This window comes from Natronoarchaeum rubrum, assembly GCF_024494695.1.
Genome location: NZ_JANHDP010000003.1, coordinates 487488 through 507439, shown reverse-complemented (window position 1 = coordinate 507439; position 19952 = coordinate 487488). Strand labels below are relative to the sequence as shown.

At 67.3% G+C, this 19952-nt stretch carries 24 protein-coding genes; 14 read left to right on the top strand and 10 right to left on the bottom strand.

Annotated elements, in window-relative coordinates; all coding sequences use genetic code 11:
- Window positions 1-53: 53 nt before the first annotated feature.
- The gene (locus NO931_RS10235) at window positions 54-1379 is read right to left on the bottom strand and encodes an amidohydrolase family protein (RefSeq protein ID WP_256392238.1); all 1326 of its coding nucleotides are present in this window, start codon (window positions 1377-1379) and stop codon (window positions 54-56) included.
- A 234-nt stretch (window positions 1380-1613) separates the two neighbouring features.
- Complete coding sequence (gene glmU, locus NO931_RS10230; RefSeq protein WP_256392237.1) at window positions 1614-2816, bottom strand: bifunctional sugar-1-phosphate nucleotidylyltransferase/acetyltransferase; 1203 nt, start codon at window positions 2814-2816, stop codon at window positions 1614-1616.
- 240 nt (window positions 2817-3056) lie between these two features.
- Between glmU and aglJ the strand changes: the two genes are divergently transcribed.
- Complete coding sequence (aglJ, locus tag NO931_RS10225; RefSeq protein WP_256392236.1) at window positions 3057-3986, top strand: S-layer glycoprotein N-glycosyltransferase AglJ; 930 nt, start codon at window positions 3057-3059, stop codon at window positions 3984-3986.
- 31 nt (window positions 3987-4017) lie between these two features.
- On the opposite strand, the gene NO931_RS10220 is transcribed toward aglJ, so the two are convergent.
- Complete coding sequence (locus NO931_RS10220; RefSeq protein WP_256392235.1) at window positions 4018-4341, bottom strand: hypothetical protein; 324 nt, start codon at window positions 4339-4341, stop codon at window positions 4018-4020.
- A 123-nt stretch (window positions 4342-4464) separates the two neighbouring features.
- Between NO931_RS10220 and NO931_RS10215 the strand changes: the two genes are divergently transcribed.
- The gene (locus NO931_RS10215) at window positions 4465-4674 is read left to right on the top strand and encodes a ribbon-helix-helix domain-containing protein (RefSeq protein ID WP_256392234.1); all 210 of its coding nucleotides are present in this window, start codon (window positions 4465-4467) and stop codon (window positions 4672-4674) included.
- On the opposite strand, the gene NO931_RS10210 is transcribed toward NO931_RS10215, so the two are convergent.
- Complete coding sequence (locus NO931_RS10210; RefSeq protein WP_256392233.1) at window positions 4662-5162, bottom strand: JAB/MPN domain protein-containing protein; 501 nt, start codon at window positions 5160-5162, stop codon at window positions 4662-4664. The genes NO931_RS10215 and NO931_RS10210 overlap by 13 nt on opposite strands.
- A gap of 106 nt (window positions 5163-5268) precedes the next feature.
- A complete protein-coding gene (locus NO931_RS10205) occupies window positions 5269-5991 on the bottom strand; it encodes a hypothetical protein (RefSeq protein ID WP_256392232.1) in 723 nt (240 codons plus the stop codon).
- Window positions 5992-6068: 77 nt separating this feature from the next.
- Between NO931_RS10205 and NO931_RS10200 the strand changes: the two genes are divergently transcribed.
- Window positions 6069-6755 (top strand): VOC family protein, encoded by a 687-nt coding sequence (locus NO931_RS10200; RefSeq protein WP_256392231.1) that lies wholly within the window; start codon window positions 6069-6071, stop codon window positions 6753-6755.
- Between the two features lie 37 nt (window positions 6756-6792).
- Window positions 6793-7278 carry a hypothetical protein gene (locus NO931_RS10195; RefSeq protein ID WP_256392230.1) on the top strand — a complete coding sequence of 162 codons (486 nt, stop codon included), beginning with the start codon at window positions 6793-6795 and terminating at the stop codon, window positions 7276-7278.
- A 33-nt stretch (window positions 7279-7311) separates the two neighbouring features.
- Here NO931_RS10195 and NO931_RS10190 read toward each other — a convergent pair whose 3' ends face one another.
- On the bottom strand, window positions 7312-7611 hold the full coding sequence (locus NO931_RS10190; protein ID WP_256392229.1) for a DUF5779 family protein: 300 nt from the start codon (window positions 7609-7611) through the stop codon (window positions 7312-7314).
- A 78-nt stretch (window positions 7612-7689) separates the two neighbouring features.
- Complete coding sequence (locus tag NO931_RS10185) at window positions 7690-8145, bottom strand: ferritin-like domain-containing protein (protein ID WP_256392228.1); 456 nt, start codon at window positions 8143-8145, stop codon at window positions 7690-7692.
- A 310-nt stretch (window positions 8146-8455) separates the two neighbouring features.
- Between NO931_RS10185 and NO931_RS10180 the strand changes: the two genes are divergently transcribed.
- The 8 genes from NO931_RS10180 (at window position 8456) to NO931_RS10145 (ending at window position 16300) form a co-directional block, all read left to right on the top strand.
- Window positions 8456-9691: a LeuA family protein gene (locus tag NO931_RS10180; protein ID WP_256392315.1), complete on the top strand. Its 1236-nt coding sequence runs from the start codon at window positions 8456-8458 to the stop codon at window positions 9689-9691.
- A gap of 448 nt (window positions 9692-10139) precedes the next feature.
- Entirely contained in the window at window positions 10140-11957 is a 1818-nt protein-coding gene (gene ilvB, locus NO931_RS10175) for a biosynthetic-type acetolactate synthase large subunit (RefSeq protein ID WP_256392227.1), read from the top strand.
- 2 nt (window positions 11958-11959) lie between these two features.
- Window positions 11960-12580, top strand: coding sequence for an acetolactate synthase small subunit (gene ilvN, locus NO931_RS10170; RefSeq protein ID WP_256392226.1), 621 nt, complete (start codon window positions 11960-11962; stop codon window positions 12578-12580).
- A gap of 65 nt (window positions 12581-12645) precedes the next feature.
- Window positions 12646-13695 (top strand): ketol-acid reductoisomerase, encoded by a 1050-nt coding sequence (gene ilvC, locus NO931_RS10165; RefSeq protein WP_256392225.1) that lies wholly within the window; start codon window positions 12646-12648, stop codon window positions 13693-13695.
- Window positions 13688-13951 carry a DUF7989 family protein gene (locus NO931_RS10160; protein ID WP_256392224.1) on the top strand — a complete coding sequence of 88 codons (264 nt, stop codon included), beginning with the start codon at window positions 13688-13690 and terminating at the stop codon, window positions 13949-13951. The genes ilvC and NO931_RS10160 overlap by 8 nt, the downstream gene beginning before the upstream one ends.
- Window positions 13948-15369, top strand: coding sequence for a 3-isopropylmalate dehydratase large subunit (gene leuC, locus NO931_RS10155; RefSeq protein ID WP_256392223.1), 1422 nt, complete (start codon window positions 13948-13950; stop codon window positions 15367-15369). The genes NO931_RS10160 and leuC overlap by 4 nt, the downstream gene beginning before the upstream one ends.
- Entirely contained in the window at window positions 15366-16001 is a 636-nt protein-coding gene (leuD, locus tag NO931_RS10150; protein WP_256392222.1) for a 3-isopropylmalate dehydratase small subunit, read from the top strand. Before leuC ends, leuD begins: the two co-directional genes overlap by 4 nt.
- A 137-nt stretch (window positions 16002-16138) precedes the next feature.
- Window positions 16139-16300 (top strand): hypothetical protein, encoded by a 162-nt coding sequence (locus NO931_RS10145; protein WP_256392221.1) that lies wholly within the window; start codon window positions 16139-16141, stop codon window positions 16298-16300.
- Between the two features lie 221 nt (window positions 16301-16521).
- Here the strand turns inward: NO931_RS10145 and NO931_RS10140 are convergent, their stop codons facing one another.
- On the bottom strand, window positions 16522-17388 hold the full coding sequence (locus NO931_RS10140) for a hypothetical protein (protein WP_256392220.1): 867 nt from the start codon (window positions 17386-17388) through the stop codon (window positions 16522-16524).
- A gap of 237 nt (window positions 17389-17625) precedes the next feature.
- On the opposite strand from NO931_RS10140, the gene NO931_RS10135 reads away from it, so the two are divergent.
- Together NO931_RS10135 and NO931_RS10130 are read left to right on the top strand one after the other, a co-directional pair.
- On the top strand, window positions 17626-18606 hold the full coding sequence (locus NO931_RS10135) for an isocitrate/isopropylmalate family dehydrogenase (RefSeq protein ID WP_256392219.1): 981 nt from the start codon (window positions 17626-17628) through the stop codon (window positions 18604-18606).
- 62 nt (window positions 18607-18668) lie between these two features.
- Window positions 18669-18812: a DUF7557 family protein gene (locus NO931_RS10130; protein WP_256392218.1), complete on the top strand. Its 144-nt coding sequence runs from the start codon at window positions 18669-18671 to the stop codon at window positions 18810-18812.
- A 17-nt stretch (window positions 18813-18829) separates the two neighbouring features.
- Here the strand turns inward: NO931_RS10130 and NO931_RS10125 are convergent, their stop codons facing one another.
- Both NO931_RS10125 and NO931_RS10120 read right to left on the bottom strand, forming a co-directional pair.
- Window positions 18830-19300, bottom strand: coding sequence for a DUF5799 family protein (locus tag NO931_RS10125; RefSeq protein ID WP_256392217.1), 471 nt, complete (start codon window positions 19298-19300; stop codon window positions 18830-18832).
- Between the two features lie 194 nt (window positions 19301-19494).
- Window positions 19495-19872 (bottom strand): OsmC family protein, encoded by a 378-nt coding sequence (locus NO931_RS10120; protein ID WP_256392216.1) that lies wholly within the window; start codon window positions 19870-19872, stop codon window positions 19495-19497.
- Window positions 19873-19952: the final 80 nt, after the last annotated feature.

Below are 19952 nucleotides of genomic sequence, written 5' to 3'. Positions count from 1 at the left end.
TCGACTGCGGGACCTCCCCTCGCGACGGTCGACGGCCGGGGAGGCGAGAACGGTCAGTCGAGTACGACGTTCTGGACCTCTCGGGCGCTCCCCCGACGGACGACGCCGCCGACGATCTCGTCGTCGACGAGTTCCCGGAGTTCGCCATCGCCGTCGACGACCGTCAGCTTCGCACGCTTGCCCTCCTCGATCGTGCCGATCTCGTCGTCCCGGCCAATCAGCTTCGCGCCATTGATCGTCGCCATCCGGAGGACTTCCCGCGGCGTCACGTCGAACAGCTTGCTGGTGAACTCCATCTCGCGGAACATGGTCGCGTTGTTGAGCATGACGTTGTCCGTCCCGAGCGCGACCGTCGTCGCCTCCGCAAGCCGTTCGAGCGGCGGTAGCTCGTCGAGGATCACCAGGTTCGAGCGGGGAAGACAGGCGACCCCGATATCGTTGTCCGCCAGCACCGAGTAGTCCTTCTCGCGGGTGTGAACCATGTGGGACGTGTAGTCCGGTTCCAGCGCCAGGCTCGCGTCTATGTCGTCCGGCCCCGGCTCGCCGGAGTGGAGCGCGAACACCTTGTCGGTCTCGCGGCAGATTTCCCGGGCGCGTTCGTCGCGCTCGGTGTAGGGGTAGTAGGCGTTGTACCCGTCGGCCTGCTCGATTTCGGTTTCGAGGTCAACGTCGTCGGGGAGCCCCTCCCCCGTGAGGAGGGTCAACGCGTCGACCGCCGTCTCCTCGTCGACCGACTCGAGGTTGTCGACGCCGTCGAGGCCGAGTTCCTTGAAGTCGACGAACGTTCCCGTGCCGGTGGCCCGCATGAACTCCATCGTGCGACGCATCCCCGTGCGCCGCTCCTCGGCAGTCGCGTTACTGTTGACCCGGCCCTTGACATTGGGATCGATGAAGAGTTCGGACCAGGTGTACCCCCGTCCGGCCTCCTTCGCGATCGAGTCGGTGATGTGGGTATGCGTGTTGACGAACGCGGGAACCACGATATCGTTCGAATCTACGCCTTCCTCCCTGATCTCCGAGATAGTTCCGTCCTCGACGACCACCGTTCCCTCGACGACCGACATCGCTTCGCCGGTCACGATCCGTCCCGAAAGTTCGGTGGGACCGTCGTCGGTCGTCTCGTCTCCCGCTGAGGGCCCTGAGTCGTCCGTGCTTGCGCCCTGACAGCCCGCGAGCGTCGCGATCCCTGCAGCAGCGCCGGTGCTTGCGAGGAAGGATCGTCGACTGACGCCGGGCCGCGTTCCGAGATCAGTGTGCGATCCGAGGTCGCGCAGCGATACGTCGACGCGCCGCGACGCGTCGTCCTGGCCGTCGTCGCGACGGCGTCGATCCGAGTGGTAGCTACATCCGCAGTGGACGTCCGTTTCCGTGTTCTCCATTAGCAACCACGCTCAGATGATTCTCTCGTAAATAACTTTGTTATAGGAAGATATAGGGATCATACGTAGTCAAATGAATTCTAAAGAGTCCAGGAGAGAAACGCGTGTCGAATCCGCGATGAAATCAGCGAGCACGGCTGCCGAGACTGGATCGGAAAGCTAGCCCTCAGGTCGTCACAAGAGCGGACGCCGGGATCCGGGTTTCCCAGAGGCCCGGGATCGTCGTTCGTTCTCTCAGACGCCGTCACCGCGGTCCGACATCACCGACTCGCCCGGCCGCGTCATGGCGCCGACGCCGAGCTTGGTACCGGCGTTGAGGCTCGTGTTGATACCGGTCTTGACGCCGTCGGCGAGCACCGTGCCGAGCTTCCGGCGGCCGGTGTCGACTTGCTCGCCCTTGACGGACATCCGGACGGGCTCGTCGTCGTGGCGGAGGTTCGCCACCTTGGTGCCGGCGCCGAGGTTGGCGTCGGCGCCGATGATCGAGTCGCCGACGTACGACAGGTGGCCCGCGCTCGCGCCCGAGAGCAGGATCGAGTTTTTCACCTCGACCGCGTTGCCGACGCGCGCGTCGGGCCCGATCACGGTCGCGCCGCGGACGTAGGCGTTCGGTCCGACGTCGGCGCCGGACTGGATCAAGACGGGGCCCTCGACGTACGCGCCCGATCGGACGCGCGCGCCCTCCTCGACGACGACGTCGCCTTTCAGGGTGGCGCCGTCCTCGATCTCGCCGTCGAGCTGGCGCGAGCAGTGCTCCAGCAGGCGCTCGTTGGCGTCGAGCACCTCCCAGGGGCGGCCCACGTCGAGCCACTCGCCCTCGTGCTCGACCGCGACGACGCGGTCGCCGTCCTCGATCAGCATCTCGATCGAGTCGGTGATCTCGTACTCGCCGCGCTCGCTTCGTCCTGTGCGCTCGATGTACTCGAAGATCGTGGGGTCGAAGGCGTACAGCCCGAGGTTCGCGAGGTTCGACGGCGGGTCGTCGGGCTTCTCGACGATGTCGACGACGCGGTCGCCGTCGCGTCCGACGACGCCGTAGGACCGCGGGTCGTCGACGCGCATCGTCGCGATCGCGGTGCTGTCGGCGTTCGCGAGCTTGGCGACCAGCCCGTCGTCGATGACGACGTCGCCGTTGAGCGCGAGAAAGCGCTCGTCGACGTGCCCGTCGGCCGTGCCGATGGCGTGGGCGGTGCCGCGCTGTTCGTCCTGATCGACGTAGGTGATCGGCTTCCCGCGGTGGGCGTCGCCGAGGTGCTCGCGGATCGCGTCCGCGCGGTAGCCCACCACGAGCACGTAGCCGTCGACGTACTCGGCGGCGGCGTCGAGCACGTGCTCGACCAGCGGCTTCCCCGCGACGGGGACCATCGGCTTCGGGCGGGTCGCCGTCAGCGGGCGCATGCGGGTGCCCTCGCCGGCCGCGAGGACAACGGCTTTCACGCTGCGGTCACCTCCGGCGTGCCGACACGCTCGGCGCGTCCGCCCGGACCAGTGTCGCTCCTGCCGCGTTCCGGTCGGCTTCCGGCGGCGGTCGCTCCAGTTTCACTCCCTGCGTTCGGTAGCGTTGTCACAGTCGCATCTCCGACTGCCGGCTTGAATACCTTGGCGTGTAACAGGTCGCTTCCAGAATCGTAAGCGACCAATAACGCTTTTGCACCCGTGGCATCGAATCCGGGTACGATGGCCGAGACGGACGTTTGCGTGATGATCCCGACGCTGGACGAAGCCGCGACGATCGGCGACGTGATCGACGAGTTCCGCGATCTGGGATACGAGAACGTGCTCGTGGCCGACGGCGGCTCCAGCGACGGGACCCGCGAAATCGCCGAGGACCGCGGCGCCCGGGTGTTCGTCCAGTCCGGCTCGGGGAAGGGACAGGCCGTCCGCGAGGCGCTTCGGCGGGTCGACGCCGAGTACGTCCTGATGCTCGACGGCGACGGCACCTACCGGCCCGCGGACGCCGAAGCCCTGCTCGAACCGCTCCGCGAGGGCCGGGCGAGCCACGTGATCGGCGACCGCTTCGCCGAGATGCACCCCGACGCGATGTCGGGACTCAACCGCTTTGGCAACGGGATCATCAACAGCGCGTTCGGCGTCGTCCACCACCGCGACCTGGGCGACATTCTCAGCGGCTACCGCGCCTTTACGACCGAATCGGTCGAGCGGCTCGATCTCGTCGCCGACGGGTTCGGCATCGAGACCGAACTGTCGGTCGAGTGCGTCCGCCACGGGATCGACACCGAGGTCGTCCCGATCCACTACGATCCCCGGCCCGACGGGTCGGAGACGAACCTCCACCCGTTCCGTGACGGCGCGACGATCATGCTGACGCTGTACCGGCTCGCGAAGATGAACAACCCGCTGTTCTACTACGGCAGCATCGGCGTCACCGCGATCCTGGCGGGTATGCTGGTCGCGACCTGGGTCGCGTACCGGTACTTCGTCGTCGGGATCAGCCACGAGGTCATGGCGATGCTCTCGGGCTTCGGCGTGTTGCTCGGCGTGCAGTTGCTCATGTTCGGCGTCCTCTCCGATATGGTCGTCACGCTCCACCGCGAGCAGCGCCAGCGTCTGGAGCGGATCGCAGCACGGGACGACGACGAGGAGTAGTGTCGATCGCAGCGCCCGCCGACGCCCGTTCTCAGAAGGGAAGCATCGCCCGGAGATGCCCGAGCATCCCGCCGTCGGCGCGGCGCTCGTCGAACACCGGGTACAGCACGTCGAGCAGTTCGTTCTTCGTATCGTACTCCCGGCGCTCGACGGCCGCGAGCGCGTCCCCGATGGGGATCGTCCGGCCGTTGGCGTCGTAGGGGATCTCCTGTCCCCCCAGCGCGCGCCGGACGTCCTCGTCGGTCGCGGGGAAAGATAGCTCGGCCTCGTCGAGGCGCGCGTCGAGCTCCGCGATGCCGAAGGCGATGACCTCCGGATCGTCGCCGTCGTCGCCGGTCGGTGGGCGCGCTGCCATTGTGTGGACTGAGACGGCTCCCCGCCTATCAACGCTACGCTTGCGTGCCGGGCGACCGGGTGGGCACGGCGTCGCGCCGACACCTTCGCAAGGACTTTCGGCGTCGCCGACCGAGCGTTCGGTATGACCGAGTACACGACGGTTTCGATCCCGAAGGACCTCGCGGACCGGGTCGAGGGAACCATCGAGGGAACCAGCTTCTCCTCGACGAGCGACCTCGTCCGGTTCTTGCTGCGCAGCATCGTGATCCAGCACCAGCAGGAAGGCGAACTGACCGAGGCCGAGTTCGAGGAGATCACCGACCAGCTCCGCGAGCTGGGCTACATCGACTGAGTTTCGTCGAAGTCCTCCAGCTGGCCGACCGGAGGCGCGGCGTCGAGCACGACCAGTCGCCGGCGGTTGCCGCGCCGGTCGAACGCCGCGACGGCGTCGCCGTCCCACGGCGGCACCGCCACGAGCACGACCTCGTGGAGGTCGTCTTCTTTCGTCACTTCGAGCTGCCCCAGCGGGTGCGAGACGAACCGCCCCTGCGTCTGGCGCGGCGGGATCGTCACGTCCATCCCGAACACGGCGTTGACCGAGCGGCGCTGCTGGGGCAGAAACAGGTCCGTGAACACCGGCGTCGCCGGATCGAGATCGGCGCCGTCTGCGTCGAACCCGCCGTTGCCGTCGGGCGACCCCTCGGAGACCGACCGATCGAGATCGCCCGCCGGCGTCACGGCGATCGCGGCGCTGACCGCCTCGGGGTCCTCGGCGGCGGCGAGTTCCAGCAGGGCGTCGAGCAGCCCCCTCGTCACGTGAACGTCGGTGTCGGTCGACACGTGCGTGGACCTACCGGCGGCGTAGGGTTAACCGTACCGACCGGTTCGGGCCGACGGTCGGTCGTCCCGGCCCCGCGCCAGATCGGTGACGAACTCGGTCGGAACGTCAGCTCGTGAGAAATCCGGTGAACGTCTCGGCGTACAGCCGCGGCGCGCGACGACGGGCGCCGGCGAGCGCGTCGGTCAGCGCGTCCGGGGCGTCCTCGACGACCGGCGCCCCGTGCCCGACTGCGATCCGGGCCGGCGAGAGGCCTCCGAGCGACCCGCGCGGCGGGAACAGGCGCAGCGCCGGGTGGACGCCGAGGCGCTCGTCGTTCGCCAGGAAGTAGTCGCTGGTCCCGACGGCTTCGGGGACGACGAGCGTGTCGGCCGCGGGCGAGAACAGCGCCACCTCGGTCCAGAGGCTCCGGTCGAGCACGCGGATGGCCCGATAGCCCGTGTCCGCGAGTTCGGCGTCGAACCGCTCGACATCGGCGTCCAGCGACTCGGCGACGTCGTCCATCGTCGCGTGGACGTACGCCGGCACGTCGTGGCGGCGGGCGATTTCGGCGGCGTCGCGCTCGTGGCGATCCAGCAGGACGACGACGCCGGCGACCGCACCCAGCTCGGCGACCGTCTCGTCGAGGTCGGGCGTGTCGACCGGGTCGACGAGCCAGACGTCCGCGTCGCCCCCGGCTCCGTCGGCGTCTCCCTGTGCGGAGTCGTCATCTACGACGAGTGCGTGACTCGCCCGCTGCATCGCCTCGTCGGGGTGGGCGATCCACGTGAGTCCTCCCTCCCAGCGGAACGTCTCGCTGTCGGCCGCCGCGCCCGAGGCTTTCATCGGCATGTGTCGTCTCTTGGGTCTCGCCCGGAATAAAGCCCGTCCACCGCGGCCGATTTGACGATCGAGGTCGTAGGGCGGGTATGCTCGCCGCTCTGGACCGCCTGGCGCTGGAAGCCAAGTCCCTCGAGTCGATGCGCGCGTTCTACGAAGACGACCTGGGACTCGATCTCGCCGCCGAAACCGACCGGGAGCTGTCGTTCGCGGCGGGCGAGACGATGCTGATCGTCCGCCGACCCGACGGCGTTCCGCGCGGCGGCCTCCACACGCACTTCGCGTTCTCGATCCCCGCCGACGAGTACGACGACTGGTGGGATCGGCTCTCGGCCGACCGGGAGCTGGAGGAACACACGTTCGGTTCGGCGTCCTCGCTGTACTGCTACGACCCGGCGGGCAACTGCGTCGAACTCGGGCAGTCCGACGTCGCGGGCCCCGGGATCGACGGCGTCTTCGAGGTCGTTCTGGAGGTCGAGCAACTGGACCGGGCGCTCGAGTTCTACGAGGCGCTCGGCTTCTCGGTCGTCGATCGCGGTGCCGAGCGACGCCGCGTCAGGCTCTCGGGACCGATGGATCTGGAGCTCTGGGAACCGCACCTCGGCCTCGCGGACGCCCGGGGCGGCGTCCACGTCGATCTGGGGTTTACGGCGCCCGACGTCGACGCCGCGGTCGACGCGATCCGGGAACGGGCCTGCCGGGTCGAGCGGGCTGGGAGCGACGCTGTGGTCAAGGATCCCGACGGGCACTACCTGACGATTGCTCCCCCGACCTGACGGGGTGTTTTTGTAGCCTCGCCGAGATAATTCGACTGTGACACCCGACGTCAGTCGACGGGCCATCCTCGCCGGAGCGATCGGCGTCGCGGCGCTCGGCGGGGAGAGCTACGTTCGGACGCGGCGTCTCCGGGGCGACGATCAGCCCCGTCAGGAAGGGTTCCGGATGCGGTCGCTGAACGTCGTCAACGAGTCGGACGAGACGGTACGGGTCGCCCTGCGGGTCACCGCCGGGAGCGGCGAACCAGAGGAAATCAGTGCCAAGACGATCGAGCTCACACCTGCAGGCACCGGGAGCGGCGTCGACGACGATCGAGCCCACGTCAACGGCAACTGGATCAAGCGAGCCGACGAGTATCACGTCCGCGCGGAGCGGGAGAACGAGCGTCTGGAACTGTCGGCGACGGAGATCGAGTCTCGACTCGACGGATCTGGCTGGGACGGCGAGTGTGCGGACGTGACGATCGTCGTCGGAGCCGACGGCGGCCTGAGTGCCCGAGTGGTTCCGTCAGACGCCTGTTGACGCGGAGAGCGGAGTGGCGTCGAGCGGCGGCGTCTACAGTCGGTCGGTGTCGATCGAGACGCCGGGCGGCGAGACGACGAGAAAGCCGCGGAAGTGGACGAGTTCGCCGCCGCCGTCGCGGACGTCGCGGGCGAAGCCGGCGGCTAACTCGTTGATATCGCCCTCGACGGCGAGCACGAGGACGTTCCCGCGGAGCACCGTCTCGCACCACTCGTCGGGATCGGCGGTCCCGTCGAGCACGCCCAGCACGACCTCGCCCCCGAGCGTCTCCCCCTCGTCGTCCTCCTCGATCTGGTCCTCGACGGCGCCCAGATCGAGGCTGAAGTCGGTCATATCCCCCTCCACGAAACCACCCGGCAAAAATCCTTCTCAGTCGAGTTGGTGCTCGTCACCCGGTCGCCCGGCTGGGAGTCAGTCGTTGACGTACTCCTTGCGGAACCCGCGGAACTCGGTGCGGTGGGCCTCCTCGTCGGTCAAAAGCGTCACCGCGATGTCCTCGGTCACGAGGTCGTCGTTCTCCTCGGCGGCCTTCGCGAGCTGTTTGTACTTCTCGATGGCATCCTCCTCGGCCTCGAGGACGCCTTCGATCACCGAGGGGACGTCGGTCGAGTCCTCGGGCGGCTGGAGCGACTCCTGGCTCGCCTCGAACTCCATCGATCCCGGCGGCTGCTCGTCGAGTTGCTTGAGCCGCTCGGCGAGCATCTGCGCGTGGTTGAGTTCCTCTTGTACGTCGGCTTCCAGGCTGTTCTTGATCTCTTCGGCGCGCACGCCGTCGAGCACCACCGCGTTCGACAGGTAGTTCATCACGGTCTCGATCTCGTCGCTGTAGGCCTCCTTGAGAAGCCGCGTAACTTCTTCGTCGGACATAGCGTCCTAGAATAGGACACGGGATGCAAATACGTCTGGTGCCGAACCGCACGTCTGGCCGCTACCGCCGAGCCGCGCTGACACGGTGCGCGTGCGAGCGTCGCCGCTCGTCGCGCGGCGGAAATCGGCCGATCGACGCCGGGTCATCGGCGACCTATGGCATTAGACCACACGGCGAATACATTAATCGATACTAGGAGAACTAGGTCGTTGACGTCGTACGGTTCGCTGCGACTGGACCGCCCGCCGGAGCGGCGGCGGCGTCTGTTCTAAAGACAGCTTTATATACCGTGAAGCCACTCTACGTTAGATACCATGTCCGACGACACGTCCATGGATTCGTCCTCTGGCACCAGCCAGGGGGGTCGAGTTCTTCCAGGGCACGTTAGATTCCACTGACGAGATAAAGTCAGCACGCGTTTTCGACACGACGCTCCGCGACGGGGAGCAATCGCCACGCACGTCGTTCTCCTACGAAGACAAGCGGGAGATAGCGGCTGTGCTGGACGAGATGGGCACCCACGTCATCGAGGCGGGGTTCCCGGTCAACTCCGACGCGGAGTTCGAGGCGGTGCGTGACATCGCCGCGAACACGACTTCGACCACCTGCGGGCTCGCCCGCGTGGTCGACAAGGACGTCGAGGCCGCGATCGACAGCGGCGTCGAGATGGTCCACGTGTTCTCCTCGACGAGCGACGTCCAGATCGAGGATTCGATGCACGCAACCCGCGAAGAGGTAGTAGAGCGTTCGGTCGAGGCCGTCGAGCGAGTCAAGGAGGCAGGCGTGACCTGCATGTACTCGCCGATGGACGCGACCCGCACCGACGAGCAGTTCCTTATCGACGTGATCGAGGCTGTCTCCGACGCGGGGACCGACTGGATCAACATCCCCGACACCTGTGGGGTCGCGACGCCGCGCCGGTTCTACGACCTGATCAGCACGGTCGTCGACCACACCGACGCGCGCGTCGACGTCCACACCCACGACGACTTCGGGCTGGCGACGGCCAACGCCCTCTCGGGCATCGAGGCCGGCGCCTCGCAGGCCCAGGTCTCGGTCAACTCCATCGGCGAGCGGGCGGGCAACGCCGCCTACGAGGAGTTCGTGATGGCGATCGAGTCGGTGTACCAGGTCGACACCGGCATCGACACGACCCGCATCACCGAGCTCTCGCGGCTCGTCGAGGAGCTGAGCGGCATCGACGTGCCGGGCAACAAGCCCGTCGTCGGCGAGAACGCCTTCTCCCACGAGAGCGGCATCCACGCCGCGGGCGTGATCGAGAATTCCGACACCTTCGAGCCGGGCGTCATGACGCCCGACATGGTCGGCGCGAACCGGAAGCTGGTGCTGGGCAAGCACACCGGCAACCACTCGGTCCGCGAGCGACTGGAGGACGCCGGCTTCGAGCCGACCGACGAGGAGGTCCGCGCGGTCACCCGCCGCGTCAAGGACTACGGCGCCGAGAAAAAGCAGGTCACGATGGAGACGCTGGAGCAGTTCGCCCGCGAGGAGGGCGTCACGCGCACGGAGGAGGTCAAGGTCTGATGCCCCCCGCCGGGTTCGTCCGTTCCCACCACCGGGAGCGGCAGGTAGAGCGCGACGACTCCGGGCGTGCCGTCGCCAGCAGCGGCGTTCGCGGCGTCACGCCGGCCCGTGCGCCCCGGCGGCGACCCCCGACGCGCAACAATTATAAGCGACGAACGCATCATCACTGCAATGATGAGAGGGACCCCCGCGACCGAGGGTACGAGCCCGGTCAGCGGCGGGTCCGCGGCGACCCTTCTCGCGACGCTCGGTGTGATCGTAGGGGCCCACTAGCCCCTCACACATCCACTTCTCGACCACGGATCGCACCGTCTTCAGATCTCCCAGCACCCGCTCGACATATGTACGGAACACAACCGCAACCCCGACGCCAGCATCGACCCACAAACCACCAGTCACGACGACCGACAGCGCCGACAGCATGGACCGCAGCGTCCGGTGAGAGCGCATGAGCGAACGCGCTCCCGTCACCGAGACCGAGAAGGAAGCGACCGACGCCGGCGACGCCGCGGACGCCGCGGCGTCCGGCGCCAACCGGTCGCCCGAGGAACGCGCCGAAGGACGGCCCGTCGCGACGGGCGCGGACTCGGTCGTCCGCGCGCTGGAGAACGCCGGCATCGAGTACCTGTTCGGCGTCCAGGGCGGGGCGATCATGCCCGTCTACGACGCGCTGTACGACTCCGACCAGCTCACCCACTTCACGATGGCCCACGAGCAAGGGGCGTCCCACGCGGCCGACGCGTACGGCATCGTCGCGGGCGAGCCGGGCGTCTGCATGGCGACGTCGGGGCCGGGCGCGACCAACCTCGTGACCGGCATCGCCGACGCCAACATGGACTCGGACCCGATGATCGCGCTGACCGGTCAGGTCCCCTCCGATTTCGTCGGTAACGACGCGTTCCAGGAGACCGACACCACGGGTGTCACCGATCCCGTGACGAAGACGAACTTCTTCGCCGACGACCCCGACGAGGTCGGCACCGACGTCGGCCAGGCGCTGGCCCTCGCTAACACCGGCCGGCCCGGTCCGACGCTGGTCGACCTGCCCAAGGACATCACGAACGCCGACACCGACGTCGAACCCGGCGAGCCCGAGACCCCGGACACGTTCCACGCGCCCGAGGAGGCCGACGACGAGGCCGTCGCCGAGGCGGTCCGCGCGATCGAGGCCGCCGAGAAACCCGCCATCCTGGCGGGCGGCGGCATCATCAAGGGCGACGCGACCGAGGAGCTGCGCGAGTTCGCCACGACCTACGATATCCCGGTCGTCACGACGATGCCCGGCCTGGGCTCGTTCCCCGAGGATCACGAGCTCTCGATGGAGATGGCCGGCATGCACGGCACCGGCTTCGCCAACATGGCGATCACGCACTGCGACGTGCTGATCGGCGTCGGCACCCGGTTCGACGACCGGCTGACCGGCGGCATCGACACGTTCGCGCCCGACGCCGAGGTCGTCCACGTCGACATCGACCCCGCCGAGATCAGCAAGAACATCCACGCCGACTACCCGCTGATCGGCGACGCCGGAACGGTCATCGAGCAGCTGGACGCCGAGATGGAGTTTGCGCCCGACGCCGACGAGTGGCGCGAGCAGTGCCAGACCTGGAAAGACGAGTACCCGATGGACTACTCGACGCCCGACGACGAGCCGCTCAAACCGGAGTTCGTCGTCGAGGCGCTGGACGAGGCCACGAGCGACGACGCCATCGTCACGACCGGCGTCGGCCAGCACCAGATGTGGGCCTGCCAGTACTGGACTTACACCGAGCCCCGCACCTGGGTTTCCTCCCACGGGCTGGGGACGATGGGCTACGGGCTGCCGGCGGCGATCGGCGCCCGCGTCGCGGCCGACGACGACCAGGAGGTCGTCTGCTTCGAGGGCGACGGCTCGTTCCTGATGACGATTCAGGAGCTGTCGGTCGCGGTCCGCGAGGAGATGGACATCACCGTCGCCGTCCTGAACAACGAGTACGTCGGGATGGTCCGACAGTGGCAGGACGCGTTCTTCGAGGGGCGCCACGCCGCCTCGGAGTACTCGTGGTGTCCCGAGTTCGACAAGCTCGCGGAGGCCTTCGGCGCCCGCGGGTTCGCGGTCGACGACTACGACGAGGTCGCCGACGCCGTCGAGGCAGCCGTCGAGTACGACGGCCCCTCGGTGATCGACTTCCACATCGACCCGCGCGCCAACGTCTACCCGATGGTTCCCAGCGGCGGGGCCAACGGCCAGTTTGCACTGAGCGAAGCCCAGCTGGAGGATCTCTAACGATGACAGGAGGACTGCAAGGACCCGGACCGAAGGATCGACCCCGACCTGACGGTCGGCGCAACAGCCAGGGGATCCGCGTCGATCCCGACGCCGAAGCCGAGCCCGACACCCGCCGCGCCGTGCTGTCGGCGCTGGTGAAACACGAGCCGGGCGTCCTGGCGGAGGTTTCGGGCCTCTTTAGCCGGCGCCAGTTCAACATCGAGAGTCTGACCGTCGGCCCGACCGAGGACGACGACCGGGCCCGGATCACGCTGGTGATCGAGGAGCCCGAGCCCGGCATCGAGCAGGCCAAAAAGCAGCTCCGGAAGCTGCTGCCGGTCGTCTCGGTGCGGGAACTGCCCGAGGACGCCAACCAGCGCGAGCTCGCGCTGATCAAGGTCGGCGCCAGTCGACCCGACGAGGTCAGCGCCATCGCCGACATGTACGACGCGAAGGGCGTCGACGCCGGCCGGGACACGATCACCGTCGAGATCACCGGCAGCACCCAGAAGATCGACGCCGCCGTCGACGCGTTCGAGCAGTTCGGCATCCACGAGATCGTCCGCACCGGGACGGCCGCGCTCTCGCGGGGCGCCGAGTACACCGCGACGACGCCCGACGGCGCGCCGGCCGACGACTGACCGAAATCTGACCGACCGACGAGCGATTCGCAACGTATACGCGACACGAAACGAGATCGACACACATGGCAGACGAATTCACGACAACGGTATATCGAGACGAGGACGCGGACAGTTCGCACATCGAATCGGAGACGGTCGCGGTGCTGGGCTACGGTAGCCAGGGCCACGCGCACGCGCTCAACCTGCACGAGAGCGGCGTCGACGTGATCGTCGGCCTGCGGGAGAACTCCTCCTCGTGGGACGAGGCCGAAGACGCCGGCCTGCGCGTCGAGACGCCCGACGTCGCCGCCGCCGAGGCCGACGTCGTCAAGATGCTGGTGCCCGACACCGTACAGCCCGCCGTCTACGAGGCGATCGAGGACGGTCTGGAAGCCGGCGACACGCTGCAGTTCGCCCACGGCTTCAACATCCACTACGGGCAGATCCGCCCGCCGGAAGACGTCGACGTGACGATGGTCGCACCGAAGTCGCCCGGCCACCTCGTGCGCCGAACGTACGAGCGCGGCGAGGGCGTCCCCGGCCTGATCGCAGTGTACCAGGACGCCACCGGCGACGCCAAGGAGCGCTCGCTGGCCTACGCGCAGGCGATCGGCTGCACCCGCGCGGGCGTCGTCGAGACGACGTTCCAGGAGGAAGTCGAGACCGACCTGTTCGGCGAGCAGGCCGTCCTCTGTGGCGGCGTCACCGAGCTGATGAAGATGGGCTACGAGACGCTCGTCGACGCGGGCTACAGTCCGGAGATGGCCTACTTCGAGTGCATGAACGAGATGAAGCTCATCGTCGACCTCATCTACGAGGGCGGGCTGATGGGCATGTGGAACTCCGTCTCCGACACCGCCGAGTACGGCGGGCTCACCCGCGGCGAGTACGTCGTCGACGAGGAGTACGCCCGCGAGGGCATGGAGCAGGTTCTCGAAGAGGTCCAGAACGGCGAGTTCGCCCGCGAGTGGATCTCGGAGAACCAGACCAACCGGCCCAGCTACAAGCAGCTGCGCGCGGCCGAGGAAGGACACGAGATCGAAGATGTCGGCGGCCGACTGCGCGACCTGTTCGCCTGGGAGGCCCAGGAGGACGCCGACGAGGAGAAAGAGCAAGTGCAAGCAGATGACTGACACCATGAAAGACGTCGACCACACCCATCCCAGCGACGAGGACAGCGTCGCGCGCGTCTTCCGGCGCGGGCGAGGCGTCGCCGCGGACGGGAGCGGTCGACCGAGCGACCGGGAGGACGAACAGGACGACGACGACGAGTCGATGGCGAATGTCGACCACCAGCCCCCGAACGGCGACGGGGCGAACCCCGTGTTCGAGCGCGGGAAGAAGCGAGAGGACGCCGTCGCAAACGACGTAACAGAGGACGAAGAATGAGCGAGGGAACGCTGTACGACAAAGTCTGGGAGAATCACAAGGTAACCGAGCTGCCGACGGGACAGGATCAGCTGTTCGTCGGCCTCCACCTCATCCACGAGGTTACCAGCCCGCAGGCGTTCGGGATGCTCGAAGAGCGCGACCTCGACGTCGCGTTCCCGAAGCTGACCCACGCGACTGTCGACCACATCGTCCCCACGGCCGACCAGTCCCGCCCCTACAAGGAGGACGCCGCCGAGGAGATGATGGCCGAACTGGAACAGAACGTCCGCGACGCCGGGATCGACTTTTCGGACCCGACGACGGGCGACCAGGGCATCGTCCACGTCATCGGCCCGGAGCAGGGGATCACCCAGCCAGGCAAGACGATCGTCTGTGGCGACTCCCACACGTCGACTCACGGCGCCTTCGGCGCGCTCGCGTTCGGCATCGGGACGAGCCAGATCCGCGACGTGCTGGCGACCGGCACGGTCGCGATGGAGAAACAGAAGGTCCGCAAGATCGAGGTCACCGGCGAACTGCAGGAGGGCGTCGAAGCCAAGGACATCATCCTGGAGATCATCCGCCGACTCGGCACCGAAGGCGGCGTCGGCTACGTCTACGAGTACGCCGGCGAAGCCATCGAGGACCTCGACATGGAAGGTCGGATGTCGATCTGCAACATGTCGATCGAGGGCGGCGCCCGCGCGGGCTACGTCAATCCCGACGAGACCACCTTCGAGTGGTTAGAGCAGACCGACTACTTCCAGGAGAACCCCGAGAAGTTCGACGAGCTCAAGCCCTACTGGGAGTCGATCCAGTCCGACGACGACGCCGAGTACGACGACGTCGTCACGATCGACGGCTCCTCGCTCGAACCGGTCGTCACCTGGGGCACCACGCCCGGGCAGGGCATCGGCATCACCGACCCGATCCCGTCGCCCGAGGAACTGCCCGAGGAGAAACAGGACACCGCCCGGCGCGCCCAGGAGCACATGCGCGTCGAGCCCGGCGAGACGATGGAGGGGTACGACATCGACGTCGCCTTCCTCGGCTCGTGTACGAACGCGCGCCTGCCCGACCTGCGACGGGCCGCCCGGATCGTCAAGGGCCGGCAGGTCGACGACGACGTCCGCGCGATGGTCGTCCCCGGCAGCCAGCGCGTGCAGCGGAAGGCCAAAGAGGAGGGCCTCAAAGACATCTTTGAGGAGGCCGGCTTCGAGTGGCGCAACGCGGGCTGTTCGATGTGTCTCGGCATGAACGAGGACCAGCTGGAAGGCGACGAAGCCTGCGCGTCCTCGTCGAACCGCAACTTTATCGGCCGCCAGGGCAGCAAGGACGGCCGCACCGTGCTGATGAACCCCCGGATGGTCGCCGCCGCGGCGATCACCGGCGAGGTCTCTGACGTGCGCGACCTGAAGGAGGTGAACCTCGCATGAGCGACGAAGTCGAGATTCCCGAAGTCGATTACGTGTCCGGGTCTGGCGTGCCGATCCGCGGCAACGACATCGACACCGACCAGATCATCCCCGCGCGGTTCATGAAAGTCGTCACGTTCGACGGCCTCGGCGAGTTCGCGTTCTTCGACGTCCGCTTCGACGACGAGGACAACCAGAAGGACCACCCGATGAACGAGGAGCGCTTCCAGGACGCCAACGTCATGGTGGTCAACAACAACTTCGGCTGCGGCTCCTCGCGCGAGCACGCCCCGCAGGCGCTGATGCGCTGGGGCATCGACGCGCTGATCGGCGAAGGGTTCGCGGAGATCTTCGCGGGCAACTGCCTGGCTCTGGGCATCCCGACCGTGACCGCCGACAGCGAGACGATCCAGGACCTGCAGGACTGGGTCGACGAGAACCCCGACGGCGAGATCGACATCGACGTCGCGGCCGAGACCGTCACCTACGGCGACAACGAGATCGACGTCACCGTCGACGACGCCCAGCGCAAGGCGCTCGTCGAGGGCGTCTGGGACACCACCGCGCTGATGAAGTCCAACGCGGGCGCGGTCCGCGACAAGGCCCGCGAACTGCCGTACGTCGAGGACGCGGCGATCCCGGACGCCGAGTAATTCGGCTCGGTCGATTCCAACGTACCGCGCAGCGGATTTCTTCGTTTTCGACGCCGAGCGTCACTCCGATCCTCCCAGCGACGCGTTCGCCCGCCGGACGCCTCCGCGTATTTGGCGTCGGACGGCGTACACTCGGTATGGCATCCAGACCGCCTGTCCAGTGCCCGTTGTGTTCCGGCGAACTCCCGGAGGAGAAGCGGCTCGAAGACCATCTCGTCGAGGAGCACACGAAGCGAGAGCTCGCACGGGACGTCGTCTCGGCCTACGAACAGTTAGAGGAGAGCGAACTCTCCGGGTGACGTTCCCTGCCCTCGTTCGGGACTCCGGAACCGACGACGCCGTACTGAAACACTTTTACCTGCTCGGGGGTTCGGTGTAGTTGGCCTTCCTAGGATCGGAAGTCCACCCCGCGTGTCACCACGCGGGTGCGTTTCAATACTCCAGAGCAGCAGGACTCGTCTATCGATCCTCTCTCCGCGACGATTTCGAGCGACTCCGTTCCGAGCCGCGGCCGCGACTGTCAGTCGGCTGACTGCGACGCCCGAGCGGCGGACGCGCTCTCGGCGTCGACGAGTTCGTCGGCGTCGGTCGACAGTGCCGTCGGCAGTTCGCCTTCGGTCGCGTAGCGGTACAGCGCGGTTTTCAGGATGCCGTCGATCGTGAACTGGACGAGGATGGCTGCGAGGATCCCCGAGACGCCGACGACTACCGGGAACGTGAACGGACCGAGCGGGCCGGCATCGACTGCGAAGCGGCCGGTGAACGCCCCGGCGGCGAGCACTACGGCCGCGATGATGCCCACCCACGCGATCACCGTCCCGAGCAGTTGCGTGCTGGCGGTCGCGACCAGCGATTTTCCCCACTCTGCCTCGACTGCGGCGACGACTTCGTCGAACGCGTCGTCGAGATCGCCGTCGGTCGTCGCGACGACGGGAAACGCGAACACACCACCGACGCGCAGCGCCCACGCCGAGCCGAGACCGGCAACCGAGCCAAAGGGGAGCGAGTCACCCATCGAACGGACGAGAAAGCCGCCGGTACCGACGACGAGCCCCGCGACGGCGACCAGCTTCGCTCGGCCGACGGCGACGCGGAGGCCCTCGCCGAACGAGGGCGATCGCCCCTCGAACGCCTCGTTGAGTTCGTGACAGTACGCCACCATCAGAAACGCGAAGATGACGGGGAAGAGAACCATCGACAACACCGTGCTGTACTGCGCGAAGCGCGGCGCCACGAGGTACGTCCCGCCCGCCAGACCGACCGGGACGCCGACGCCGAGCACGGCTGCCAGCAGCGGGTAGACGAGCATCTGTGGCGCCGACAACAGCGTTCGCACGGCGTCGAGACCGATGCCGAACTGCCGCCGAAGCGATGCGAGACTACGCATCGCTACCTCCGCGGCTACGGGGTCGTCGACGGTGATCGGCCAGTTCGTTGTCGTTGCGGACGGATAGTTTCTGCGCCACGATCTGCGGGATCTGGCCGCGGTATCGCATAAAAATGTGTTGCGGTCGATATCCCGCTCGGTGTCGGGGTAACGACTCGCGTGGCGCCGATCGCCGCGGCGCCGTCGGCATCGACCGAATCGAACCACTTTCCAACCCCGGACGCATCTGAGCAAGCAATGACCCACCAGATTGCCGTCATTCCCGGCGACGGGATCGGACAGGAAGTGACGCCCGCCGCGGTCGACGTCCTGAACGCGCTCGACGTCGAGTTCGAGTTCGTCGAGGGCGACGCCGGCGACGCCGTCAAAGAGGAAACCGGCGAAGCACTGCCCCAAGAAACGCGCGACCTCGCGGCCGAGTCCGACGCCACGCTGTTCGGCGCCGCCGGCGAGACCGCGGCCGACGTGATCCTCCCGCTGCGCGAGGTCGTCGGCTCGTTCGCCAACGTCCGGCCCGCCGTCTCCTACCCCGGTCTGGACGCCGTCCAGCCCAACACCGACCTCGTGTTCGTCCGCGAGAACACCGAGGGCGTCTACTCGGGGATCGAATCCGAGATCGCCGACGGCGTCACGACGCTCACGAGGGTAATCACCGAGGAAGCCTCTCGCGACATCGCCGAGTTCGGCTTCGACTATGCCGAGGAGAACGGCTACGACGACGTCACGATCGCTCACAAGGCGAACGTGATGCGGACGACCGACGGCGAGTTCCTCGACGCCGCCGAAGCCGTGGCGGAAGAGCGCGATGCCGACTACGACACCGCGCTGATGGACGCGCTGGCGATGCACCTGATCATGCACCCCGAGGACTACGGCGTGATCATCTGTCCCAATCTCGCGGGCGACGTTCTTTCGGACCTCGCCGCGGGACTGGTCGGCGGACTGGGACTGCTCCCCTCCGCGAACGTCGGCTCCGAGAACGCGCTGTTCGAGCCGGTCCACGGCTCGGCGCCGGACATCGCCGGCGAGGGCGTCGCCAACCCCTCCGCGATGATCCTCTCGGCGGCGATGCTGCTGGATCATCTGGGCTACGACGAGCAGGGTGACCGGGTTCGCGACGCCGTCGAGACGGTGCTCGACGAGGGGCCGCGCACGCCCGATCTGGGCGGCGACGCCTCGACCGAGGACGTCACGCAGGCCGTTCTGGATCGGCTCTAAACCGGCCGCGGCTCCCGTCGGCGGGCTAATCGCTTAAGTCGATCGCCGGTAAATATTCTGGTATGCCGAACGTAAACCTCGACGACGAGACGATCGAACGGCTCGACGCGCTGCGCACCGAGGACGAGTCCTACGACGAGATCGTGACCGAGCTGATCAACATCTACGAAGCCGAGGAGTTGACGCTGTTTACCTCCGAAGGATAGGCCGTTTCGATCGCTCGTCAGTCCGTCTGTTCTGCCGCGGCCGAGCAGGCTCGCGCCCACTTCCCCTGTGACTCCAGGCGTTCCTGAAACTGCTCGGCGTACTCCTGGGCGAGCTCTGCAGCGGCTCGCTCGCGTTCGTCGCCGCCACCACCGCTGCCGCCGCCGAACAGCCCCTTGATCGCGCCGACGATGCCGTCGCCGCTGCCGCCCGAGCTTCGCGACGAGCCGCCGGAGGGCGCGCCGCCCATCCCGCCCATCTGCTCGCGCACGTCGTCGAGCGCGGGCATCACCTGCGGGAGCTTGTCGGTGTCGGCGACGAGTTGCGCGCTCTCGGGATCGTCCGGGTTCTCGATTTCCAACTCGACCGCCGTCATGATCATCCCCCACTCCTGGCTGGAAAAGTCGGATCGGGCGACGCGCTGGTTGAACTCCTGATCGACGGACATCCTGTCGCCGACGAACCGGTCGGTCCAGTCACCGTTGCTCATACCGAGTACGTACGGAGAGCCACCGTATCAGGGTTGTGCAAAGTCCTCGTTCGCTCCCTCCAGTCGCTCGCGAGGACGCCGACAGCGACCACGCGCAACCCTGCCCTCTCCCCGGGGCGCGCTACGGAGAGCGCGCCCGGCCGCGAGGCTGAACGGGTGACGTGACGATCCAAAAACGCGGAGTTCTGAGCCGTCTACAGGTTCACTTCGGCGCCGAGGCTCTCCTTGAGCGCGTCGTGGACCTTGCAGAGTTCGTTGGCCCGCTCGATCACGTCGTCGGCCTTGTCGCCGACGTCAGCCTCCGTCTCGACGTCGAACGCGACCGACTCCAGCTTGTCGTCGTCGTTGAGCTCGCCCGTGACGTCGATCGAGATCTCGCCGAGATCGCCCACGTCTCGCTGTTCGGCGGCGACGCGCAGTGCGGGGACGTAACAGGAGCTGTAGGCTGCCAGCAGCGCCTCCAGCGTGTCCGGCGCTTCCTCGCCGGTCGCATCGACGGTCGTCTCGAAGTCGCGGATCTGATTCGTCGTGGAATACCCTTCGGTCGACGTGGAGTGTACTTCTTTCGCCATAGCACCTAGAGAGTTTACCGCGACCGACGTAAGCGTTGGTCCGGCGGCAGGCGCGTCGAAAAAATGCGCCGCGGCGCAGC